Below are 18,529 nucleotides of genomic sequence, written 5' to 3'. Positions count from 1 at the left end.
TTTTCTATCTAAATATTTTTTGAAGACCGTTTATAAAGTATGTCGGGCTTATTGTCAAGACAGACTGTAATAATAGCGGGTTACAGCTTTATGCCTACAAAGAGGGTTACGATACCCAGTGTCATCTCCTTGTACCGGATCTCCTTGAATCCTGCCGCCTTCATCTGGCTTGCAAAGGATACAGGATCAGGAAATCTTAGTACGGATTCAGGCAGATACGCGTATGCATTGCCGTGTTTTGAAAAAAAAGAGCCGATTAACGGCAATATTTTTTGAAAGTACAAAAGATAAAGCCGGCGCATCAGTCCTTTTTGGGGTGTGGTCAGTTCCAGGATGATGATTCTGCCGCCCGGTTTCAGTGTGCGGTAAAATTCTTTCATGGCCCCGATGCGGTTCATGATATTGCGGATGCCAAAAGCCATGAATCCGGCGTCAAACTGCTGATTTTTTACGGGCAGGTTCAACGCATCACCGTTTACAAGGGCAATGGCTTGGCCTGCCGGGCAGTTCAGCTTTTTTTTGCCAAGGGCCAGCATGCCAAAGGAAAAATCCAGTCCGGTAATATGTGTCCGCCCCTTGAGTACTCGGCTGACTTCAAGGCCTACATCACAGGTTCCGCAGGCCGCATCTAAAACTGCGGCACCGGATTCCAGTTTTGCAGCCTTGACCATCTCCTTGCGCCAGTACACATCCTGTCGCATGCTGAGCAGTCGGTTTAAAAAATCATATTTGGGTGCAATTTTGTCAAACATTTCTTTGACAAAATCCAGTTCTTGCTTCATCGTTGACAACTTTGGAATCTGAGTTATTTTAAATTATTTATTTAGTCAAAGTAGGTTTGGAAGCTATCATACAACCGGATTAAACACAAATATAAATGAATTAAAGCACTATCGGGCATTAATATGAGTGAAAAACGAGATTACTATGAAATCCTTGGGGTCCAACGGGATGCAGATAAAACAACACTGAAAAAATCTTACAGAAAACTGGCCATCAAATTTCATCCGGACAAGAATCCGGATAATAAAGAGGCTGAAAACAAATTCAAAGAAGCGTCTGAAGCCTATGAAGTTCTGTCCGACGACAGCAAACGCCAGATTTATGATCAATTCGGCCACCAAGGCCTTGAAGGCGCTGGCCATTCTGGTCCCAGCGGATTTGAGGACATCTTTTCAAGTTTCGGAGATATTTTTGAAGATTTCTTCGGTTTTGGCGGCGGGCGTGGCGGTAACCGGGTCAGGCGAGGATCAGATTTACGCTATGACATGACCATAGATTTTATGGAGGCTGCCTTTGGTACGGAAAAAACCATCTCCATACCAAAGATGGAAACCTGTGACGCGTGTAACGGGTCCGGTGCCGCACCCGGTTCCTCTTCGGAAACCTGCTCCCACTGCCGGGGCACGGGGCAGTATATCCAGAACCAGGGTTTTTTTAAAGTCAAAACAACCTGTCCCTATTGCAAGGGCAGGGGGACAATTATTCCCAATCCCTGCCCCAAATGCCGGGGCGGCGGCCGTATGGAAATCAACCGCAAGGTCCAGGTCAAAATTCCTGCCGGTGTGGATGTAGGCTCAAAGCTGCGCCTTACCGGAGAGGGCGAGGCCTCCAGCACACCCAACGGTCCTTCAGGTGATCTGTACGTGGTCATTAATGTCAAACCCCACAAGTTTTTTCAGCGGGAGCGAACCGATATTATTTGCGCCATTGATATTTCTTTTATCCAGGCCGCCCTTGGTGCTGAGATTACCGTACCCACGCTGGTGGGAGAAAAGAAATTAACAATCCCTGCCGGGACGCAGTATGGAGACTCTTTCCAGTTCAAAGGAGAGGGTATCGCCTCTTTGAGAACCGGCCGAAGAGGAGATCAGATTATTAAAGTGATCGTTAAAACGCCTACCAAACTGAACCAGAAACAAAAGGATCTGCTTGAAAAGTTTGACAAGCTCGATGCAAATAAAATATCAAACAAGCTGAAAAATTTATTTAAAAACCTGTGATAGACAACAAATTCGGATGGGGGGCTATGTTTGAATTAAAGGTTAAAACCCGGTTTGCCGGGGCGCACCAGCTTGCCATGGTGGGGCGAAAATGTGAAAACCTGCACGGCCACAACTGGCAGGTGGAAGTATATGTCAAGGGCGATCAATTGAACGACGCCGGGGTGCTGGCCGATTTCGGGGATATCAAACGGGCGGTCCGGGCTGTTGTGGACGAGGAACTGGACCACCAGTTTCTAAACGAACTGCCTGCCTTTGAAGACAACCAGCCCACGTCCGAACTGATTGCCGTCTATATTGCAGGCAAGGTCCAGGCATACCTGGACAAAAATCTGGATGAAAAAGTTGTGGTGTCCAGAGTTATGGCCTGGGAATCCGATGATGCCTGCGCAATTTATTATCCTACCCCTGTTGTGACGCAATAATTTTTTTTGCCGGAATCAGGCCGGTGGCCGCTGCTGATACGATATTGCCGGCCACCCCCGGGCCATCTCCTGCCACGTACATACCCTTGATTTTGGTCTCCAGGTGTGGTGTGGTTTTAATTTGAGTGGCAAAAAATTTGATCTCCGGTGCATAGAGCAGGGTTTCATCGTTGGACACCCCGGGTACCACCAGGTTTAAGGTCTCCAGCCCTTCGATCAGATTGGACAGGATTCGCTCGGGCAACGCCATGGCAATGTCCCCGCATACCACATTGGTCATCGTCGGTTCAATGTAGCTTTTGTTGATCCGGTTCCAGGTGGATCGTCGGCCCCGTTTCAGATCTCCGAAGCGCTGGAGAATGGGTTTGCCTCCGCCGATGATGCTGGCCAGACGCCCGATGGATTCCCCGTAAGCCTGGTTGTCCGTGACCGGTTCCGTGAGCACCACCTTTGACAGAAAGGCAAAATTGGTATTGCTCGATTTTTTATTTGAATAGGCATGCCCATTGACGCAGACAAAATCCTGGTAATTTTCCAACGCCACAAAACCACCCTGGTTGGTGCAGAATGTCCGGGTCAGGTCATCATAGGTGTGGGTGCGGATGAAAAAGGTGGGGTCATAGATCACATTGCACAGATCATCCATGATATCGTTGTGCACCTCCACCCGGACACCGACCTCTATACCCCGCTGGTTTAATTCAATGCCATGTTTAAGGGCCAAAGATGATACCCAGTTGGCCCCGATGCGGCCCGGTGCCAGAATTACATTATGGGCATGATAGGAGCCCTTGTCAGATACCACCCCTTGGACAACCCCATCTTTTTCAATAATATCTATTACATTCTCACAGGTTCGTATCTCAAGTCCTTTGGACTGGATATAGTCGGCTATGTCCGTGATGTAGCCCGGCAGGTTGTCACTGCCCAGATGCTTTTGCCGGATAAGCAGAAGATCAATGCCGAACCGCTTGGCTTCCTTGCGGATGAGGGCGGCCTCTTCCATGTTGGTGGGAAATACCTTGGCATCCATCTTAAAGCGGGTAAAAATCTCTTCGGTTTCATCAATCAGGGCCTGGGCCTGGGGCATGGGCATGAACTGGGTGAGATCGGTTTTGCCAAGCCTTGGAATGAAATTAAGTTTTCCGTCCGAGTACAGGCCGGCTCCGCCAATGCCGGACAGAATATTGCACGGACTGCACTGGGCACATTTTTGAAGTTTGCTGATGGGGCATTTGCGTTCCTGGGGCTGTTTTCCCCGTTCAATGAGCAATACCTTGAGGCTGGTATGTTCCACCAGATGATAGGCCGCAAAGAGCCCTGCGGGTCCGCCACCCACGATAATTACGTCATACGTCATATTCAACCTTTCATAAAAAAGATTTTAACTCGGAGATAGTCGGCTTCAGGCCTTACCGAATATGGGCTATTGATCAGGATATATGATATATAATAACCCTTGCAGTACATAATGAAAGAAATTTTTTGCTTCTATATTGAAAATTTTATCCTGTTTTGTTAATAGTCAGCACCTACTTTTAACCCCAAAAACAGAAGATGTTATGTCAAAATCCATTGGAATTGATTTAGGAACCACCAACTCGGCATCCGGTATCAAAAAGGTGCATGTTGAAATAATACCCAACAGTGAGGGAGACACCATAACCCCATCCTGTGTATGCATAAAAAACAATAAAATTAGAGGCCTGCTGAACCGGCCCAAATTTGTTGTGGGAAAGCATGCCCTGGAATGGATCAAACAGGAGCCTGCCGGCACCATAACCGCAGTGAAACGGTTAATGGGCAGAAGTATCACCAATCCGGAAGTTCAAAAGCTGATAAATGATCCAAGACACGCCTTCATTATTGCCGGCCAGTCCAAGGGCACTGATAACAGCCTGGTGATCCGTATCAGTGATAGGGAATATTCCCCTGAAGAAATTTCATCCAAGATTCTTGAAAAAATTCGAAAAGATGCGGAAAAAAACCTTGGAGATAAGGTGGAATATGCCGTGATCACCGTGCCTGCCTATTTTAATGATAAACAGAAGCATGCTACAAGAACCGCGGCGGCCCTGGCCGGTATTAAAGTTCAAAGGCTGCTTTCCGAACCTACTGCGGCGGCTATCTCCTTTGGGGTGGATCAGGTGAATGAGGATGATGCCAAGACCATCCTGGTATTTGATTTTGGCGGCGGCACCTTTGACCTGTCTGTTCTTACAATCAGTGGCGGGCAATTTATAGAGCAGGGCAAAGGCGGCAATATGTGGCTCGGCGGAGAGGATATTGACCGGAAACTGGAAGAATATGTTTTACAGGAAACCGCCCGTGAATATGAAATTGATGATATTGCCGGAATGATTGCTGAGCAGGATTCCGGCGTAAGAAACCGTTTCCTGGGAGAACTCAAAGCCGCTGTTGAACAGGCAAAAATTAAGCTCAGCGATGGGCCGGAAGCCTATATTGAACTTCTGGGTCTGCTGAAGGATGCCGACGGTGACCTTTTGGATGTGGATGTCACTGTGACCCGGGAGGCCTTCGAAGAATTGATCCGGCCTGCGGTGCAAAACACCCAGACCCTGGTCCAAAAACTGCTTGATGATATTTATTTTTCGCCAGATCTTATAGACAATGTGCTGCTGGTGGGCGGCAGTTCAAAAATTCCATGCATTGTCAAGGCAATGGAAGATATGTTCGGCAAGGAAAAAGTAATGCTCCATGACCGGCCCATGCTGGCTGTTGCCGAGGGTGCCGCCATTTTAAGCCACCGGCTTGCCGATAATTACGAGTGTATGGGATGCGGCGGCATTGTCGGACAGTCGGACGTTCTTTGCAGCCATTGTGGATTCGATCTTGAAAAGCATACCATAGACCAGGGCGTATTCAACATTGTCCATGCTGCAGCCCATGACTACTATGTTACCCTTGACAATGGGGAGCGCTACCTGTTTGTGGAAAAAAATACCCCTCTGCCCTGTGAACAGGAGGAAGTGTTCAGGCTTGTGGATGCCTATCAGCAATTGATTCATATGAAATTTTTTAATATCGTCAATGATGCAGAGGAATCTATTGGTGATTTCTGGCTGAGTATTGATGCGGACGCCATCCAGGAGTACCGGTCCAATTCGGATCAAAAGGAATCTGATACGCCTTTCAGTATTTCGGTGAATCTGAAAATAGATGAAAATAATATTGTCGCGGTTTCAGGCGTTTTAACACAGCTTCCGGATGTCAGCTTAAGTAAAACGTTGTCCAGGGGCAAGGCAGACGAAAAGCTATTTATGGAACTTGAAACCATGATCGATCAGGCCAATGCAGACGAATCCGATAACTATGCCGTGGAGGAGCTGACCCTCAGAAGTGCGGATATCGTAAAGGATCTCCACAAGGTTCTCCATGAAACCACCGGAGAGGTCATCGAGACGGTTTACACCCTGGCAAAGATGAAAATCGACAAGGCAAAACAGCTGTTTGAAGAGAACATACTCTGCTATTCGATGATTTTTTATGCCGAAAGTGTACTTGAGGATTTTCCCTGGGTTTTGACCGATAAAGAACGTTCAGCGCTGGTAAAAAAAATCGAGGTCCTGCAAGCCATGAACCGGACAGGCACCTATGAACAGAACGTTGATGCCTTTGATGATCTGGATCAATTCCTTGAAACCTTCCCCTTAATTAACATGTTGATGGATATAAGCAAGGCCGGTGAATTGTGTGACATCCATGATCCCAAGAAGGCTGCGTCTTTTTATAATGCAATAGCAACCCTCATGAAAGCGGTGGGCAACACAAACATCGAAATGGTGAGCAAGACCATAGATAAAATTATGCCCGAAGCCTTGGACGTCATCAGTAAATACGACAGCACAGTTGGTATCGTTCAAAAAGGTGTTGTCAGGTAAATGGCTGTTACGGTTACCTGTCCGGTATGCCGGTTTACCAATATCCCGGAAGGCAGTGACACCTGCCCCCAATGTGATGCGGATTTGGTTTGTTTCAGGCTTCTGGAGACGCTTTCCGATGCGTCGGCCAATGAGACCGTGGTGTTGCCGGAGCAGCCCGGACAAAATATTACCCAAAATTCTGGTGAAAAAAAATATCGGATTCCGGTTATTATGTGCCTGGCAGGCTTGCTTCTAATTTTTCTGGTGCTGGTTTTCGGTTATGCCGCTAACCGGTTCAGTATTATGGCCGGGAGGGTGGAGCAAATGCAGGCAAGCATGACCAGGATGGCGGTAATGGTGGCGAAAGATCGCGTCGTGATCCGGGAAACCGGCCAATCCGTCCGGGAATTGCGGCAGACATCGGCAGGGACACTTGAGACCATTAAAAAACAGCAGGAGACCGTAAGCAGCAGTGAGTCCCAAACAGCCGGTCGTCCGAAAACCGGGCCGGTTTCGCCTGAGATGTCTCCACCACCGTCACCCCCGGTCTGTTTCAGACAATACCAGGCAAAGGATACAGACACCCTTTGGGGAATATCCCGGGCCCTTTACGGTTCAGGTGTCTTTTATCCGGTTTTGCTGGAACACAATCCAGGTCTTGACATATATAATATCAGCAGCAGGGATACCCTGCGTTACCTTTGTGACAAAAAAACTGTTTTGAATATTTACGAGGACATCACCGGGACCGGACATGGAAAACGATATTGGAAATATAAAATCAGGCCCGGGGATACCCGCCGGTCCGTCATCAGGCAATACTGTTCACATGGAACTGACTGCCTTGTTAAAGACCTCCCTTTTAAACCGGGGATGACCATCGGGATATACTTGGAGTAACCATGGCTAAAAAACGAAACTCAATTGATGCTATTCTTAACCGGGCGGAAAAACTGTTTGAAACAGAAAATTATCTGTTGGCGGAAAAAGAATTCAAAAAAGCAAGACAGAAAAAGAATAGCCCGGAAATAGAAGCAAAACTTGCGATATGTCTTAAAAAGACCCAGGGCCTTAAAGGTAAAGAATGGGTAAAAAAAGGGCAGAAAGCAGAAAATCAAAACGATTTATCCGGTGCTGTCTCCTGTTTCAGGGAAGCGGAAAGCCTGTTAGACGAGACGTGGCTTGGGGATAAGATCCGCGAACTAGAACAACGCCTTTTGGGTTGTGATGTGGTTGCCAAGGCCGAAATCGCGATCAGGAATAAGGATTATCTGGCTGCCTCCGATTTTTATACGGAACTTGCCCAAATTCACGGAAATGAAACCTATTTGTTCGACAGTGCAGTCTGCCTTGTAAAGGGAAACATGTTTGACCAGGCAGTTAAACTGTTCAAGTCCTTGAGCAGTCTGAATGATACGGCACACTATCATTTCGGTTATGCCCTGGCAAAGCAGGGCGAATATATAAGCGCCCTGGACCAGTGGGAGATGATTGATTCCGATGATGCGGGTTTTATTTCCCAGCAGCGCCAGGTGCTGGAACTTGCCTTTGAACAGCTTAACGCTGCCATGAACGCCGGGGGTGATATCAACCAAATACAGGCAGATGCGGGCAGGCTTTTGGGCGGCAAGGCTGTCCAGGGCAATGACAGAGTAGTCAAAGGACTTGAGGTCCTTTCCGATTACAGCAGGTTGTTCCTGGCCTCGTCCCTGTGGGAAACCGGCGATTATGGTGCTGTTGCAAAACTTTTGGATACAATTGTTTTTAAGAAAGATCCCGCTATAACTGTTTTAGAGGCCGTTACATACTACCATCTGGCTGAAACACAGGTCGACTATACCGGACCTATGGCGGATCATTGGCTGACAGCTGTTTATTCCATCGATCTGGCAACGGCTGTGGGGGATGACCCGGAAAAACAGGACAAGGTCCGGCAACGCTTAATCCGTATGGCTGAAAATAGAATCAAGACCATGACCGGGCCAGAAAATTTAAAAGACGCAGTCGCAACGCATTTTGATATTGACAAATCACTGATGGTCGATCTTTTGGCCATCTCCGGGGACCGGCATGACAGCCTTTCTGTGCCATGGATTTGCACCCCCTGTTTTTCAGAACGCTATGGCCTTTCTGACGCCGTTCTGGCACTGATTCGAAAGAACAGGGGGTATTTCAAGGATGAGGAACATTTTCTTTCGACAGGCGCCTGTTACTCCCGGGTGGGGGAAAGTTTTTATGCATTGAAAACCGGCAACACCAAGAAGGCTTTTGATCTCCTTGAAACAATGGATGCCGCAGATTCGACTGATGAATTTATAAAGTATGCCCTGGGCCTTATCCGTTTTGAATATGGAAAGTTTGTCCTGGAAAATGGTGAAAAAAATTTTCTTGACTACTTTGACTCAACGGTCAGTCTATTTGAGACCGTGCCTGGTGTTGAAAAACGCTTTTCACAGGAAATGATGCAATATGAAGGCCGGTACCTGCTTGAATATGAAGCGGTATTGGGTCTTTTATATAAGTTGCGACCGTCCGGGCCGATATCTGAAGCATATTCCTTTTTTATGGGCCAGGTAGCCGTTGACAAGTTCAATAGGGGGAAAATCACCAATAAACAGTGCCATGTTGCCCTGGAAAAAGCCCTTGGGATAGATCCCGGCAACGAATATGTTATCCATCTCAAGGAGCAGATCGCCATTGCTCTGGAAATGGATGCCCTTTACAATGCCATGAATAAAAGAAAGATGGGCAAGGCTGCCGCGCTGGCCACAAAATCTCCTTTTCCTGAAGTACGGGACAAGTTTTTTGAGTTTATCGAACAGATGATGGAACAGATCGAAGAGAGCGGACTGGAAAAACATTACCTCATAGCCGAATTGAATGATCTGCTCAATTCTTGCAAGGCCGTAGATCCGGGCTATCCCATCATTGACACCCTTGAAATGAAAATTCAACTGCTGGGAGATTGAACACAAATGAATCCTTATGTTGTGCTGGGCATTGACAAAGATGCCTCAAACAAAGAGATCATTCAGGCGGCTGCTTTGGCGATGCGGCAAAGGCGTCATGACGCCAGGACCATTGCCCAGGCCCAGAAAAAGCTGCTTGACCCGGTTTCCAGAGCCTGCCAGGCGTTTATCCATTATTTTGATTTTGAGGACGCCAAAAAACGGCTGGGTCTGGAACTGGATGACATTTTAACCTCTTACGACAAGACTGAAGGCGGTGATGGTTTTGATGCTCCCTGCCTATCAATATTTGACGGCCATCATGGGCAGTGAAAAAGAACAGCTGAAAAAAAAACTCATTGATTTTCAGCAGCAAATCGCCGGCTTGAAACTGGACCTTGCTGCCCAGGCCGGGGATCGTCAAAAACGGGAAAATGAGTTTTTTACGGGCCTTCTTGATATCATGGATGCCTTTGAATTGATTGAAGATAATCTTGAATCCAAAAAAGAGAGTCTGGATAAACCGGCAAGAATGCTTGGGAAAAATATTCGTTCCATCCACAAAAAGCTTTCCAGGTATTTTAACTCCGTAGGGATCTCCCCCATAGCCTTTGAGGACGGAAAAGCGGTCATGGAGCAATGCAAGGTGCTTGAGACCCGGGCGGATCCCGGTCAGGAAGACGGCACCTTATTTAAAATCGTTAAAAAAGGCTATCTCAATACCCGGGACGGCACCATCCTGCGGAAGGCCGAAGTGATTACCATCCGCAATGATGTTATAGAGAGGTAAACATGTTTATTGAATTATTGCGTAAAAGAAGAAGCATCCGGCAATTTGAGGATAAACCCGTAAGTGATGAACAGTGCGATATTCTGATTGAAGCGGCGCTTCGGTCTCCAAGTTCCAGGGGCATTAATCCATGGCAGTTTGTGGTGGTTAAAGATAAGAGCCGCATCGCAGAGTTGTCCCAGGCCAAATCCCATGGCGCCGCTTTTTTAAAAAATGCGCCTTTGGCCATCGTCGTGTGCGCCGATACATCCAAATCCGATGTCTGGATTGAGGATGCCTCCATTGCCGCCATTATTATTCATCTGGCTGCTGCGGATTTGGGTCTTGGCTCCTGCTGGGCACAGATGCGCCAGCGAAGCCGTGACGACGGCACCCCGGCCTCGGATTATATTTCAAATATTCTTGATCTGCCAAAACATATCCAAGTGCAGGCGATTATCGGCATCGGCCATCCTGCAAATGACATGGATGGTCATGGTGAGAACACGCTTTTATATGATCAGGTCAGTTACGAAAAATTTAATCAGCCCAGCTCAATTTCATAAACTTAAAAAATTATCACGAAGTTCACGAAGATATTTGATTTCTAAACGTCGTGTTCTTCGCGAACTTCGTGGTTTTAATCTGAAAGCATCTTAATTTTTTTTCTTTAACCCCGTCTTAACCTTCTGTCTGCTATATCCTTTCATACCATCATGATTTGTCTTGGAAATTCGTGGTGAAAAAAATGACATGGAGAATAATAACATGAAGCTTAAACCAGCATGCAAGCCATTTGTGCTGTTGCTCTGCCTGTTAACCCTTTCGGCCTGTGTTGCCGGTTCAAACCCGGATTATGGGTCCAAAGTTGCGCAGGAACAGGCGAAAATTGCGCAATGGAGTGATCTTGACGGCGCACAGAGCATCACCATCATAGGAGATCTGATTCAATCCGATGAACTTGACAGCTTGGTGGAAAAGGGCCTTGCTGCCAACCCCGGTCTTGCCCAGACCCTTTTAACCTTAAAAATTCGTCAGGCTGAATATCGTCAGACCCAAGGCGCACGATTGCCGGAGATGTCAGCAGGGTTTTCGGCCCTCAATGAAGAGGACCAGGAGGGCGTGTACACAGGGACCGCGACGGTGAGCTGGGAGCTGGATTTATGGCGCAAGGTTGCTGACAGTTCAAAAGCCGCATCAAAGGATGTCGCAGAACAGCAGATGCTCTACCAGTCTGCCCGGGATACCCTGGCCGCAGAAATTATGACCGGATGGCTTAAGCTTACATCGGCAAAGAAAAATATCGCCATTGAACAGGAGCGGATTGATGTGCTCGAAAAAACGGAAAACTACACCAGACAGCGATATCGCAGCGGGTTGGGCACCCTGGAGGACTTGGACAGTGCCCGAAGTGCCGTGGCTTCGGCCAGGGCTACCCTGGAAGAATACAAAGAGACCCTGGCCCAGCAGCAGCGGGCTCTTGCCACCCTTTTGGGCAATCCGGGTGCCGACATCTCCATGGCCGAAGAATACACCCATGTGATTGTTCCCCTGGCAGACCTTCCCCAACAGACCCTGCAGCGCAGGCCGGACCTGAAAGCGGCCTTTCTGGCCATTGAATCCGCCGGTTTAAACGCGGATGTGGCATATAAAGACCTTCTGCCCAGCATCAGTCTTGAAGCATCCCTTGAGGATATCGCTTCAACTCCTGGATCAGCGCTGTTTACAAGTTCTGTCTGGTCGCTTTTGGGCCAGCTTACAGCGCCTTTGTTCCAGGGCGGGCAGCTTAAAGCCCAGGCCCGGATTGCCGACCTGGAAACAGCCCAGGCCTTTGAGACCTACCGGGAAACCCTGTATACCGCGGTTCAGGAAATCGAAGACGCCATGGGTCTTGAACGGTCCTTGGGCAAACAGCAGACCCACATTGAAATCGCCCTTGCCGCGGCTGCAGACACTCTTGTTCAATACCAGAAAAGTTACCGCCAGGGCCTTTCGGATATGCTGGATCTGCTCACGGTCCAGACCCAGACCTTTGATCTTACCATTCAGCTGAACACCCTTAAATATGAACGCCTGGCCAACCGTATAACCCTCGGTCTGGCACTGGGCATTGGAGCAAAATAATGATTAGACGTATTTCCCAGATCGTGGTTTTTTTGTTTGCTCTTGGTCTTCTTGTGGGTCTTGTTTTTTATATCCAGGGAGCCATTAAGGCCCAGGCCGGCCTGCCGGGCCCTGAAAAAGGCGATGTTGTTCGGCATCCTGAAGTTTCCGTAACATCGGTATCCGTGGGCAGCTACAATGCACATATTACAGGGTACGGCAGTGTATCCCCTCATTTTGAACTGACGCTTACTGCCCGGGTGGCAGGTCAGGTTACAATTCTTTCCAATTCATTTGAAACCGGAAAACGGGTTAAAAAGGGCGAAGTGATTGGCCGGCTGGATATGACTGAGTATAAAGATGCCCTTGCCCAGGCCCAGAAAGATTTGTCTGATGCCAAACTCTCCCTGCTGGAAGAAGAGCGGGAGGCGCTGCAGGCAAAGGCGGAGTGGATATCTTCTGGACTTACCGGGGAACCTGCTTCAAAACTGGTATTCCATGAGCCCCAGGTGGCGGCTGCCAAAGCGGCCGTGACCGCAGCCAAGGCTGCCGTGGAAACAGCCAAAGCAGATCTGTCCTACACCCGGATTACAGTGCCTTTTGACGTCCTGGTGGTGGAGCGCAGCGTGGCTCCGGGAAGCTATGTTCAGGCCGGTTCCACAATCGCCACCCTTTACAGCACAGACCGGGCTGAAATTACCGTGTCCTTGTCAGCCACTCAATGGTCCGGCCTGCCGGATATGGCCACCCTGAATACGAGCAAATGGCCGGTGAGCCTTGCCCATGCCCAGACCGGTCGGCAATGGACCGGTTACATTCTACGAACATCCAGACAGGTGGATGAAACTTCTCGCCAGCAAAACGTGATTGTGGCACTGGACCACCCCTTAGATTCTGACACTCCGCTTCTTTTCGGCGCCTTTGTCATCGTAAATATCCAAGGCCCGCCCATGTCCGGTCTGTGGGAACTTCCGGGTTCCGCTTTCAGCCAGAAAGGTGAAATATGGTATGTGAAAGCGGACAACACCCTGGCCTCTTTTACCACGGAACCTGTGTTCAGTCATGGGGAGTCCATTTATGTGGTGCCACCCAAAGATATTGCAGGTTCAGCCCAAAAGGTGTTGATTCATCCGTTAAATCATTACCTGGACGACATGACAGTCACCCCGGTGGAGGAGAATACCCATGAGTAATAAAATGCGGGGGATCATCCCCTGGTTTGCCCAGAATTCGGTGGCAGCCAACCTGCTGTTGATTCTTATTATTTCCCTGGGGCTGATGCAGATGGGAAAATTGAGGAAAGAGGCGTTTCCCAGTCTTTCTCCCAATAGCCTGACCGTGTCTGTTACCTATGACTCCGGTTCTGCCCAGCAGTCCGAGGAAGGGCTTGCCATTAAAATAGAAGAAGAACTCGAAGATGTGCTGGGAATTAAAACCATCACCAGTTCTTCGACTACCACCGGTACCACCGTGACCATAGAGATGAAGGATGATTATGACCTGGACACGCTGCTGCGCGATGTCAAGTCAAAGGTGGATGCCATATCCAATTTCCCCACCGATGCAGACAAGCCGGTCATTGAAAAGGCGGAACGAGAGGAGCATGCCCTGTGGCTACAGCTTTACGGGGAGGTGGGCCGCCATACCCTGCAGACCCTGGCCGAAAAACTCAAAGACGATCTTTTAGCCAATATCAATGTGAACCGGGTGGCGATCTCCGGCGATCTTGATCCCATGATCAGTGTTGAGATTGACGAAGCCCAACTCCAGTCCTATGGGTTGTCCCTGTCCGATGTGGAAGATGCCATCAATAATGAATCGGGAAGTTCGCGCACGGCGGTGCTGCGGGATAAAGCTTTGTATCTCCAGCTTAAAGCTTCGGAACAGGCCTACCTGAAAGAGGAGTTCGCCGCCATCCCCCTGGTCACCCTTGGGGACGGCAGTCGGATTCGTTTGGGCGATGTCGCCAAAATTGACGACACCTTTGATGATGAAACACCGGTTCTTTCCCGTTTTAACAGCCACACCAGCATTGCTTTGCAGGTGATTACCACGGGCCAGGATGATATCTCCAGAACCGTAGTCGGGGCCAAAAAGGTGGTGGAAGAATTTAAAAACAGCGGCAGCCTGCCGGGTAATGTGAAGCTGATCTCCTGGTATGACCGATCCACCACGATCATTGAACGCCTGGAACTTTTAGCCCAGAACGCCCTGACCGGCTTTTTAATTGTTTTTATTCTTCTGGCCCTTTTTCTCAATCTCACCGTGGCGTTCTGGGTGTCCATGGGCCTGCCTTTTATTTTTTTTGGCACCCTCTATTTCATGGGTGATAGTTTTGCAGGGCTTTCCTTAAACGAATTTACCACCTTCGGATTTATCATGGCTTTGGGCATCGTCGTGGATGATGCCGTGGTCATCGGCGAAAGCATTTACACCCTGCGTGCCAAAGCAGGTGACACCATTGAAAACACCATCCGGGGCACCCAGGCCGTAGCCGTTCCCACCCTGTTCGGTGTGCTGACCACAGTGGCGGCCTTTTACGCCATCTCCCAGGTCAGCGGCCACATGGGGGAACTCTACTCCCAGTTTGCCATCGTCGTTACCATCTGTCTGGTGCTGTCAGTGATTGAATCCAAACTGATTCTGCCTTCCCATCTGGCCCATATCAACACGCGCCGGACCCCTGGAAAAAATGGAATACAACGTAGCTGGATGTGGGTGCAGAAAATCACCGACCAGAGTTTGAATCTGCTAAACGATCGTATTTACGGGCCTCTTATCAAGGTCGCCCTTCACCACCGTTATGCCGTGTTAGTGGTGTTTGCCGGCATTTTTGTATTTGTTATTTCCATGCCCCTGACAGGGATGGTGCGTATGAGCTTTTTCCCGGATATTCCAGGGGATACGGTGCGTGCGGAACTGACCATGAAAAATGATGCAAGTTACGGCCAGACCCATGCGGCCTTAAGCCTTCTGGAGTCACGGGCCCATGACGCTGACCGGGAACTTAGACATACCAACGATGACGAAAACAGCGACATTGCATATCTGCAGGTGTTGTCCGAAGCAGACCAATCCGGGTCTGTGAAGCTGCAGTTGACCAAGGATGCGCCCTATGATATTGACACCTTTACCCGCAAATGGCGGGAGTTGTCCGGGACGCCCGAAGGGGCCAAAACCTTAAGTGTGCAAAATACCCCGCATATGGTGGATGCCCTTCGCATTGAACTGCGCTCAAGTGATGATACCGTGCTCACCTTGGCTGGAGAAGCCGTGAAGAGCCGGTTGTCCTCCATTGTTGCGGTGAGCGGCATCGAAGACAACCTGGAGCCTGGGCAGCCACAGCTTTTCATGGAATTGACCCCACAGGGGCGTGCTTTAGGCTTTACCACGGACATGCTGGCAGAACAGGTGCTCCAGGCCTTTTCCGGTCAGGTGGTCCAGCGTTTCCAGCGCTCCGTCGATGAGGTGGAGGTGAAGGTGCGCTATCCCGAAGGGGCCAGAAAAAGTGTCAGCGATGTCCTCAATGCCAATGTCAGAACTTCCGACGGCACGGTGGTGCCGTTACCCAGTGTGGCCAACATCACTTATGGATACACCCGGGACACCATCACGCGCATTGACGGCAAGCGGGCAGTGTACGTCTCCGCAGACGTGGACAAGGATATCATGTCCTCCACGGAACTTGTGACACAGCTTCAAAAGCAACTGGTGCCCAAGCTCAAACAGCAATACCCCAGCCTGGACATTGATTTTTCCGGTGAGGCCCAGGAACAGGCTGAGACCCAAACCTCCATGGTGGATATGTTTATTCTGGCTCTGTTTATTATCTATTTTTTGCTGGCCATCCCGTTAAAGTCCTATATGCAGCCCTTTTTAATCATGACGGCTATCCCTTTCGGTATTGTGGGAGCGGTTTTGGGGCACTGGATAAACGATCTCTCCCTGGGAATTTTATCCCTTAATGGTATCATTGCCCTGTCCGGTGTGGTGGTCAATGACAGTCTGCTTTTGGTCTCCACCTTTAATGATCTTCGGCGACACAGCGACACCTCGTTGCTTGAAACAGTGCGCTGGGCCGGCAAAAGCCGTTTGAGAGCGGTTCTTTTGACCTCTTTGACTACGGTGGCAGGGCTTTTGCCTCTGTTGTATGAAACGTCTCACCAGGCCCAGTTTTTGATTCCTGCGGCTGTATCCCTGGCCTATGGTATTATGTTTGCGACGGTGATCACTTTGATTCTGATACCAGTGCTTCTGGTGGTTCAGTATGATATCGGTCGGTGTTTAACCTGGTTTCTGTGGTGGATAAATCCGTTTGCTGAAAGGAAAGAGATGTGCTGAACGTACTTTTAGTGGAAGATGATTTGGATCTGGCTGAAACTGTGATTGATTATCTGGCCATTGAGTCTATCTCCTGCGACTACGCCGGCAACGGGGTGGCAGGCCAGAAGCTTCTGGCGGACAATTCCTATGATGTGGTGCTGCTGGATCTTAATCTGCCCTGGCTTGACGGCCTAACCCTTTGTCAAGGGCTGCGCTCAAGCGGCAATGACACCCCGGTGCTCATGCTCACGGCTCTGGACCGTCTGGATGACAAGGTGGCAGGTTTTGAGGCAGGTACAGACGATTATCTGGTTAAACCCTTTGAGCTTCGGGAGCTGGTGGTGAGAATCCATGCACTGTCCCGGCGCAGGTCCGGACAGGTTCAGCTTTTACGCTGTGCAGATCTTGAAATGAACCTTAAAGAATATATGGTTATCCGGGCAGGGCGGAATATCAAATTGTCGCCCATCGCCTGGCAGATTCTGGAGACCCTGTTGCGCGCTGCACCTGAAACCGTATCCAAACAAAAGCTTACTGATGCCGTGTGGGGGGATAATCCCCCGGACAGCAACAGTCTTAAAGTGCATATGCACCATTTGCGAAAGGCCGTGGATGAGTCCTTTGCGCAGCCCCTGATTCATACCATTCCCGGGCGGGGATTTTCCATAAAAGAAGGGGAGCAGAAATGAAAAACCCCATCAGCCTTAAATGGTTTGTAGTTCTGTCTTTTTTAATCATGGCCGTGGTTCTGATCATTGGTTACTCGGTGCTAAGTGTGAAATTTTTTTTTAAAGGCATGGATAACATTGTTGCCGGACACATGGTCCATGTTTTGGAAAGTTATATTAAAGCCACACCCGAATATGAGCGGGGGAGCCTGACACGTTTCAGTGGTTTCATGATTGCAAAACAGTGGCAGCAGATGCCGGAAAATATAAAAGAATTTATAGATTGTCCCCATACACCGGGCAAGCTTTCGGTTTACAAGGATGGTAACTGGCTCGGCAAGCCCAGGCATGTCGTTTTTGCCATGTCTCTTCAGCTGGGAAATGAGACATATTATGTCGTACATCGGCCTCCTGCTCACAAGACCTCCCCGCTCATCGGGAATAAGGGTAAAGAGAATCTGCGCATGCTGCTTGGCATCAGTTTGTTGACCGCGTCCGGTATTGCCGTGTTGGTCTGGATACTTTTGAAACTGGTGGAGCGTCCGGTAAAATCCCTGGGTCAGTGGGCCCATGGACTGGATGCGGATCGGCTTAAAGCGCATGTCCCTGATTTCATTTATCCTGAACTCAATGAGTTGGCCCGGCTGATTCAGGAAAGCTTGTCATCTGTCCAGGAAAGCCTGGACAGGGAACACAAATTTTTGCGCCACGCCAGCCATGAACTTCGCACGCCCATCAGTGTGATAAGAAATAATGTTGAACTGCTTAAGAGATTGAATGAAGTTGCACTGGATACCACCGACACAGATCCGAAACAAATTGCGCACCAGACCCGGCAGAAAAATAAGATCATTGACCGCATAGACCGGGCCGGCCTGACCATGAAGCACCTGACCCAGACCCTTTTGTGGCTGGGGCAGAATGAACAGGTCCAGCTGCCGGTTGCGGATATAAACTTGGAGCACCTTGTTCTGGAATTGGCTGAAGAGGCTGGTTATCTGCTTCGAGACAAGGATGTGGAAGTTCTTCTGGATACAGTGCCTGCCGTGATGACCCTGGCCCAGGTGCCTGCCCGCATTGTAACGGGCAATCTTATTCGTAATGCATTTCAGCATACTTGGTGCGGTCAGGTCCGGATTATCCAGACCGAAACTTGTGTTCAGATTATCAATGATATCCCCGGGGAAGACGACACAGTCAGGGATCTGGGGTTCGGACTCGGCCTGCAGCTGACCCGGCAGTTGTGTGACAGGCTTGGCTGGTCCTATACCAGCCGGGAGGAAGACGATCTGCACAGGGCCTGCATTGTTTTTTGCGAAACTGAATACCTGGTTAAACGTTCGGTGGATGACGTTACTTAACAGATTCTGTCGTGATCGAACATAGTCCTGTTATTTTAGACATTT

Annotated in this window: 15 protein-coding genes; 13 read left to right on the top strand and 2 right to left on the bottom strand. The window is 49.2% G+C overall.

From position 1 onward, the window contains the following. Positions 1 to 80 precede the first annotated feature (80 nt). The gene (ubiE, locus tag EYB58_RS20540) at positions 81 to 782 is read right to left on the bottom strand and encodes a bifunctional demethylmenaquinone methyltransferase/2-methoxy-6-polyprenyl-1,4-benzoquinol methylase UbiE (protein WP_111956147.1); all 702 of its coding nucleotides are present in this window, start codon (positions 780 to 782) and stop codon (positions 81 to 83) included. A gap of 123 nt (positions 783 to 905) precedes the next feature. Between ubiE and dnaJ the strand changes: the two genes are divergently transcribed. Together dnaJ and queD are read left to right on the top strand one after the other, a co-directional pair. Further along, positions 906 to 2,003 carry a molecular chaperone DnaJ gene (gene dnaJ, locus EYB58_RS20535; RefSeq protein WP_111956149.1) on the top strand — a complete coding sequence of 366 codons (1,098 nt, stop codon included), beginning with the start codon at positions 906 to 908 and terminating at the stop codon, positions 2,001 to 2,003. A 26-nt stretch (positions 2,004 to 2,029) separates the two neighbouring features. After that, complete coding sequence (queD, locus tag EYB58_RS20530; RefSeq protein ID WP_111956151.1) at positions 2,030 to 2,428, top strand: 6-carboxytetrahydropterin synthase QueD; 399 nt, start codon at positions 2,030 to 2,032, stop codon at positions 2,426 to 2,428. On the opposite strand, the gene EYB58_RS20525 is transcribed toward queD, so the two are convergent. After that, positions 2,406 to 3,788 carry an NAD(P)/FAD-dependent oxidoreductase gene (locus tag EYB58_RS20525; protein WP_111956153.1) on the bottom strand — a complete coding sequence of 461 codons (1,383 nt, stop codon included), beginning with the start codon at positions 3,786 to 3,788 and terminating at the stop codon, positions 2,406 to 2,408. The genes queD and EYB58_RS20525 overlap by 23 nt on opposite strands. Before the next feature lie 202 nt (positions 3,789 to 3,990). Between EYB58_RS20525 and EYB58_RS20520 the strand changes: the two genes are divergently transcribed. The 11 genes from EYB58_RS20520 to EYB58_RS23390 all read left to right on the top strand — a co-directional run bounded on the left by EYB58_RS20520 (position 3,991) and on the right by EYB58_RS23390 (position 18,484). Further along, entirely contained in the window at positions 3,991 to 6,330 is a 2,340-nt protein-coding gene (locus EYB58_RS20520) for an Hsp70 family protein (RefSeq protein ID WP_111956155.1), read from the top strand. After that, positions 6,331 to 7,212 (top strand): LysM peptidoglycan-binding domain-containing protein, encoded by an 882-nt coding sequence (locus EYB58_RS20515; protein ID WP_111956157.1) that lies wholly within the window; start codon positions 6,331 to 6,333, stop codon positions 7,210 to 7,212. Positions 7,213 to 7,214: 2 nt separating this feature from the next. Next, positions 7,215 to 9,281, top strand: coding sequence for a hypothetical protein (locus tag EYB58_RS20510; protein WP_111956159.1), 2,067 nt, complete (start codon positions 7,215 to 7,217; stop codon positions 9,279 to 9,281). Between the two features lie 6 nt (positions 9,282 to 9,287). After that, positions 9,288 to 9,593 (top strand): hypothetical protein, encoded by a 306-nt coding sequence (locus EYB58_RS20505; RefSeq protein ID WP_111956161.1) that lies wholly within the window; start codon positions 9,288 to 9,290, stop codon positions 9,591 to 9,593. Next, the gene (gene grpE, locus EYB58_RS20500) at positions 9,550 to 10,050 is read left to right on the top strand and encodes a nucleotide exchange factor GrpE (RefSeq protein WP_163354405.1); all 501 of its coding nucleotides are present in this window, start codon (positions 9,550 to 9,552) and stop codon (positions 10,048 to 10,050) included. The genes EYB58_RS20505 and grpE overlap by 44 nt, the downstream gene beginning before the upstream one ends. Before the next feature lie 2 nt (positions 10,051 to 10,052). Then, a complete protein-coding gene (locus tag EYB58_RS20495; protein WP_111956165.1) occupies positions 10,053 to 10,595 on the top strand; it encodes a nitroreductase family protein in 543 nt (180 codons plus the stop codon). Between the two features lie 202 nt (positions 10,596 to 10,797). Continuing rightward, entirely contained in the window at positions 10,798 to 12,153 is a 1,356-nt protein-coding gene (locus EYB58_RS20490) for a TolC family protein (RefSeq protein WP_111956167.1), read from the top strand. Beyond that, positions 12,153 to 13,325: an efflux RND transporter periplasmic adaptor subunit gene (locus EYB58_RS20485; RefSeq protein ID WP_111956169.1), complete on the top strand. Its 1,173-nt coding sequence runs from the start codon at positions 12,153 to 12,155 to the stop codon at positions 13,323 to 13,325. Before EYB58_RS20490 ends, EYB58_RS20485 begins: the two co-directional genes overlap by 1 nt. Further along, a complete protein-coding gene (locus EYB58_RS20480; RefSeq protein WP_111956171.1) occupies positions 13,318 to 16,473 on the top strand; it encodes an efflux RND transporter permease subunit in 3,156 nt (1,051 codons plus the stop codon). The genes EYB58_RS20485 and EYB58_RS20480 overlap by 8 nt, the downstream gene beginning before the upstream one ends. Next, entirely contained in the window at positions 16,467 to 17,144 is a 678-nt protein-coding gene (locus EYB58_RS20475; RefSeq protein WP_111956173.1) for a response regulator transcription factor, read from the top strand. The genes EYB58_RS20480 and EYB58_RS20475 overlap by 7 nt, the downstream gene beginning before the upstream one ends. After that, complete coding sequence (locus tag EYB58_RS23390) at positions 17,141 to 18,484, top strand: sensor histidine kinase (RefSeq protein ID WP_111956175.1); 1,344 nt, start codon at positions 17,141 to 17,143, stop codon at positions 18,482 to 18,484. Before EYB58_RS20475 ends, EYB58_RS23390 begins: the two co-directional genes overlap by 4 nt. Positions 18,485 to 18,529 lie beyond the last annotated feature (45 nt).

This window comes from Desulfobacter hydrogenophilus, assembly GCF_004319545.1.
Taxonomy (GTDB): Bacteria; Desulfobacterota; Desulfobacteria; order Desulfobacterales; family Desulfobacteraceae; genus Desulfobacter; species Desulfobacter hydrogenophilus.
The sequence above is the reverse complement of the archived record's forward strand: the minus strand, read 5'-3'. Positions and strand labels throughout refer to the sequence as shown.

Coding starts and splice junctions, on each gene's coding strand:
- ubiE (WP_111956147.1), bottom strand. CDS start 782: ATGAAGCAAGAACTGGATTTTGTCAAAGAAATGTTTGACAAAATTGCA.
- dnaJ (WP_111956149.1), top strand. CDS start 906: ATGAGTGAAAAACGAGATTACTATGAAATCCTTGGGGTCCAACGGGAT.
- queD (WP_111956151.1), top strand. CDS start 2,030: ATGTTTGAATTAAAGGTTAAAACCCGGTTTGCCGGGGCGCACCAGCTT.
- EYB58_RS20525 (WP_111956153.1), bottom strand. CDS start 3,788: ATGACGTATGACGTAATTATCGTGGGTGGCGGACCCGCAGGGCTCTTT.
- EYB58_RS20520 (WP_111956155.1), top strand. CDS start 3,991: ATGTCAAAATCCATTGGAATTGATTTAGGAACCACCAACTCGGCATCC.
- EYB58_RS20515 (WP_111956157.1), top strand. CDS start 6,331: ATGGCTGTTACGGTTACCTGTCCGGTATGCCGGTTTACCAATATCCCG.
- EYB58_RS20510 (WP_111956159.1), top strand. CDS start 7,215: ATGGCTAAAAAACGAAACTCAATTGATGCTATTCTTAACCGGGCGGAA.
- EYB58_RS20505 (WP_111956161.1), top strand. CDS start 9,288: ATGAATCCTTATGTTGTGCTGGGCATTGACAAAGATGCCTCAAACAAA.
- grpE (WP_163354405.1), top strand. CDS start 9,550: ATGCTCCCTGCCTATCAATATTTGACGGCCATCATGGGCAGTGAAAAA.
- EYB58_RS20495 (WP_111956165.1), top strand. CDS start 10,053: ATGTTTATTGAATTATTGCGTAAAAGAAGAAGCATCCGGCAATTTGAG.
- EYB58_RS20490 (WP_111956167.1), top strand. CDS start 10,798: ATGAAGCTTAAACCAGCATGCAAGCCATTTGTGCTGTTGCTCTGCCTG.
- EYB58_RS20485 (WP_111956169.1), top strand. CDS start 12,153: ATGATTAGACGTATTTCCCAGATCGTGGTTTTTTTGTTTGCTCTTGGT.
- EYB58_RS20480 (WP_111956171.1), top strand. CDS start 13,318: ATGAGTAATAAAATGCGGGGGATCATCCCCTGGTTTGCCCAGAATTCG.
- EYB58_RS23390 (WP_111956175.1), top strand. CDS start 17,141: ATGAAAAACCCCATCAGCCTTAAATGGTTTGTAGTTCTGTCTTTTTTA.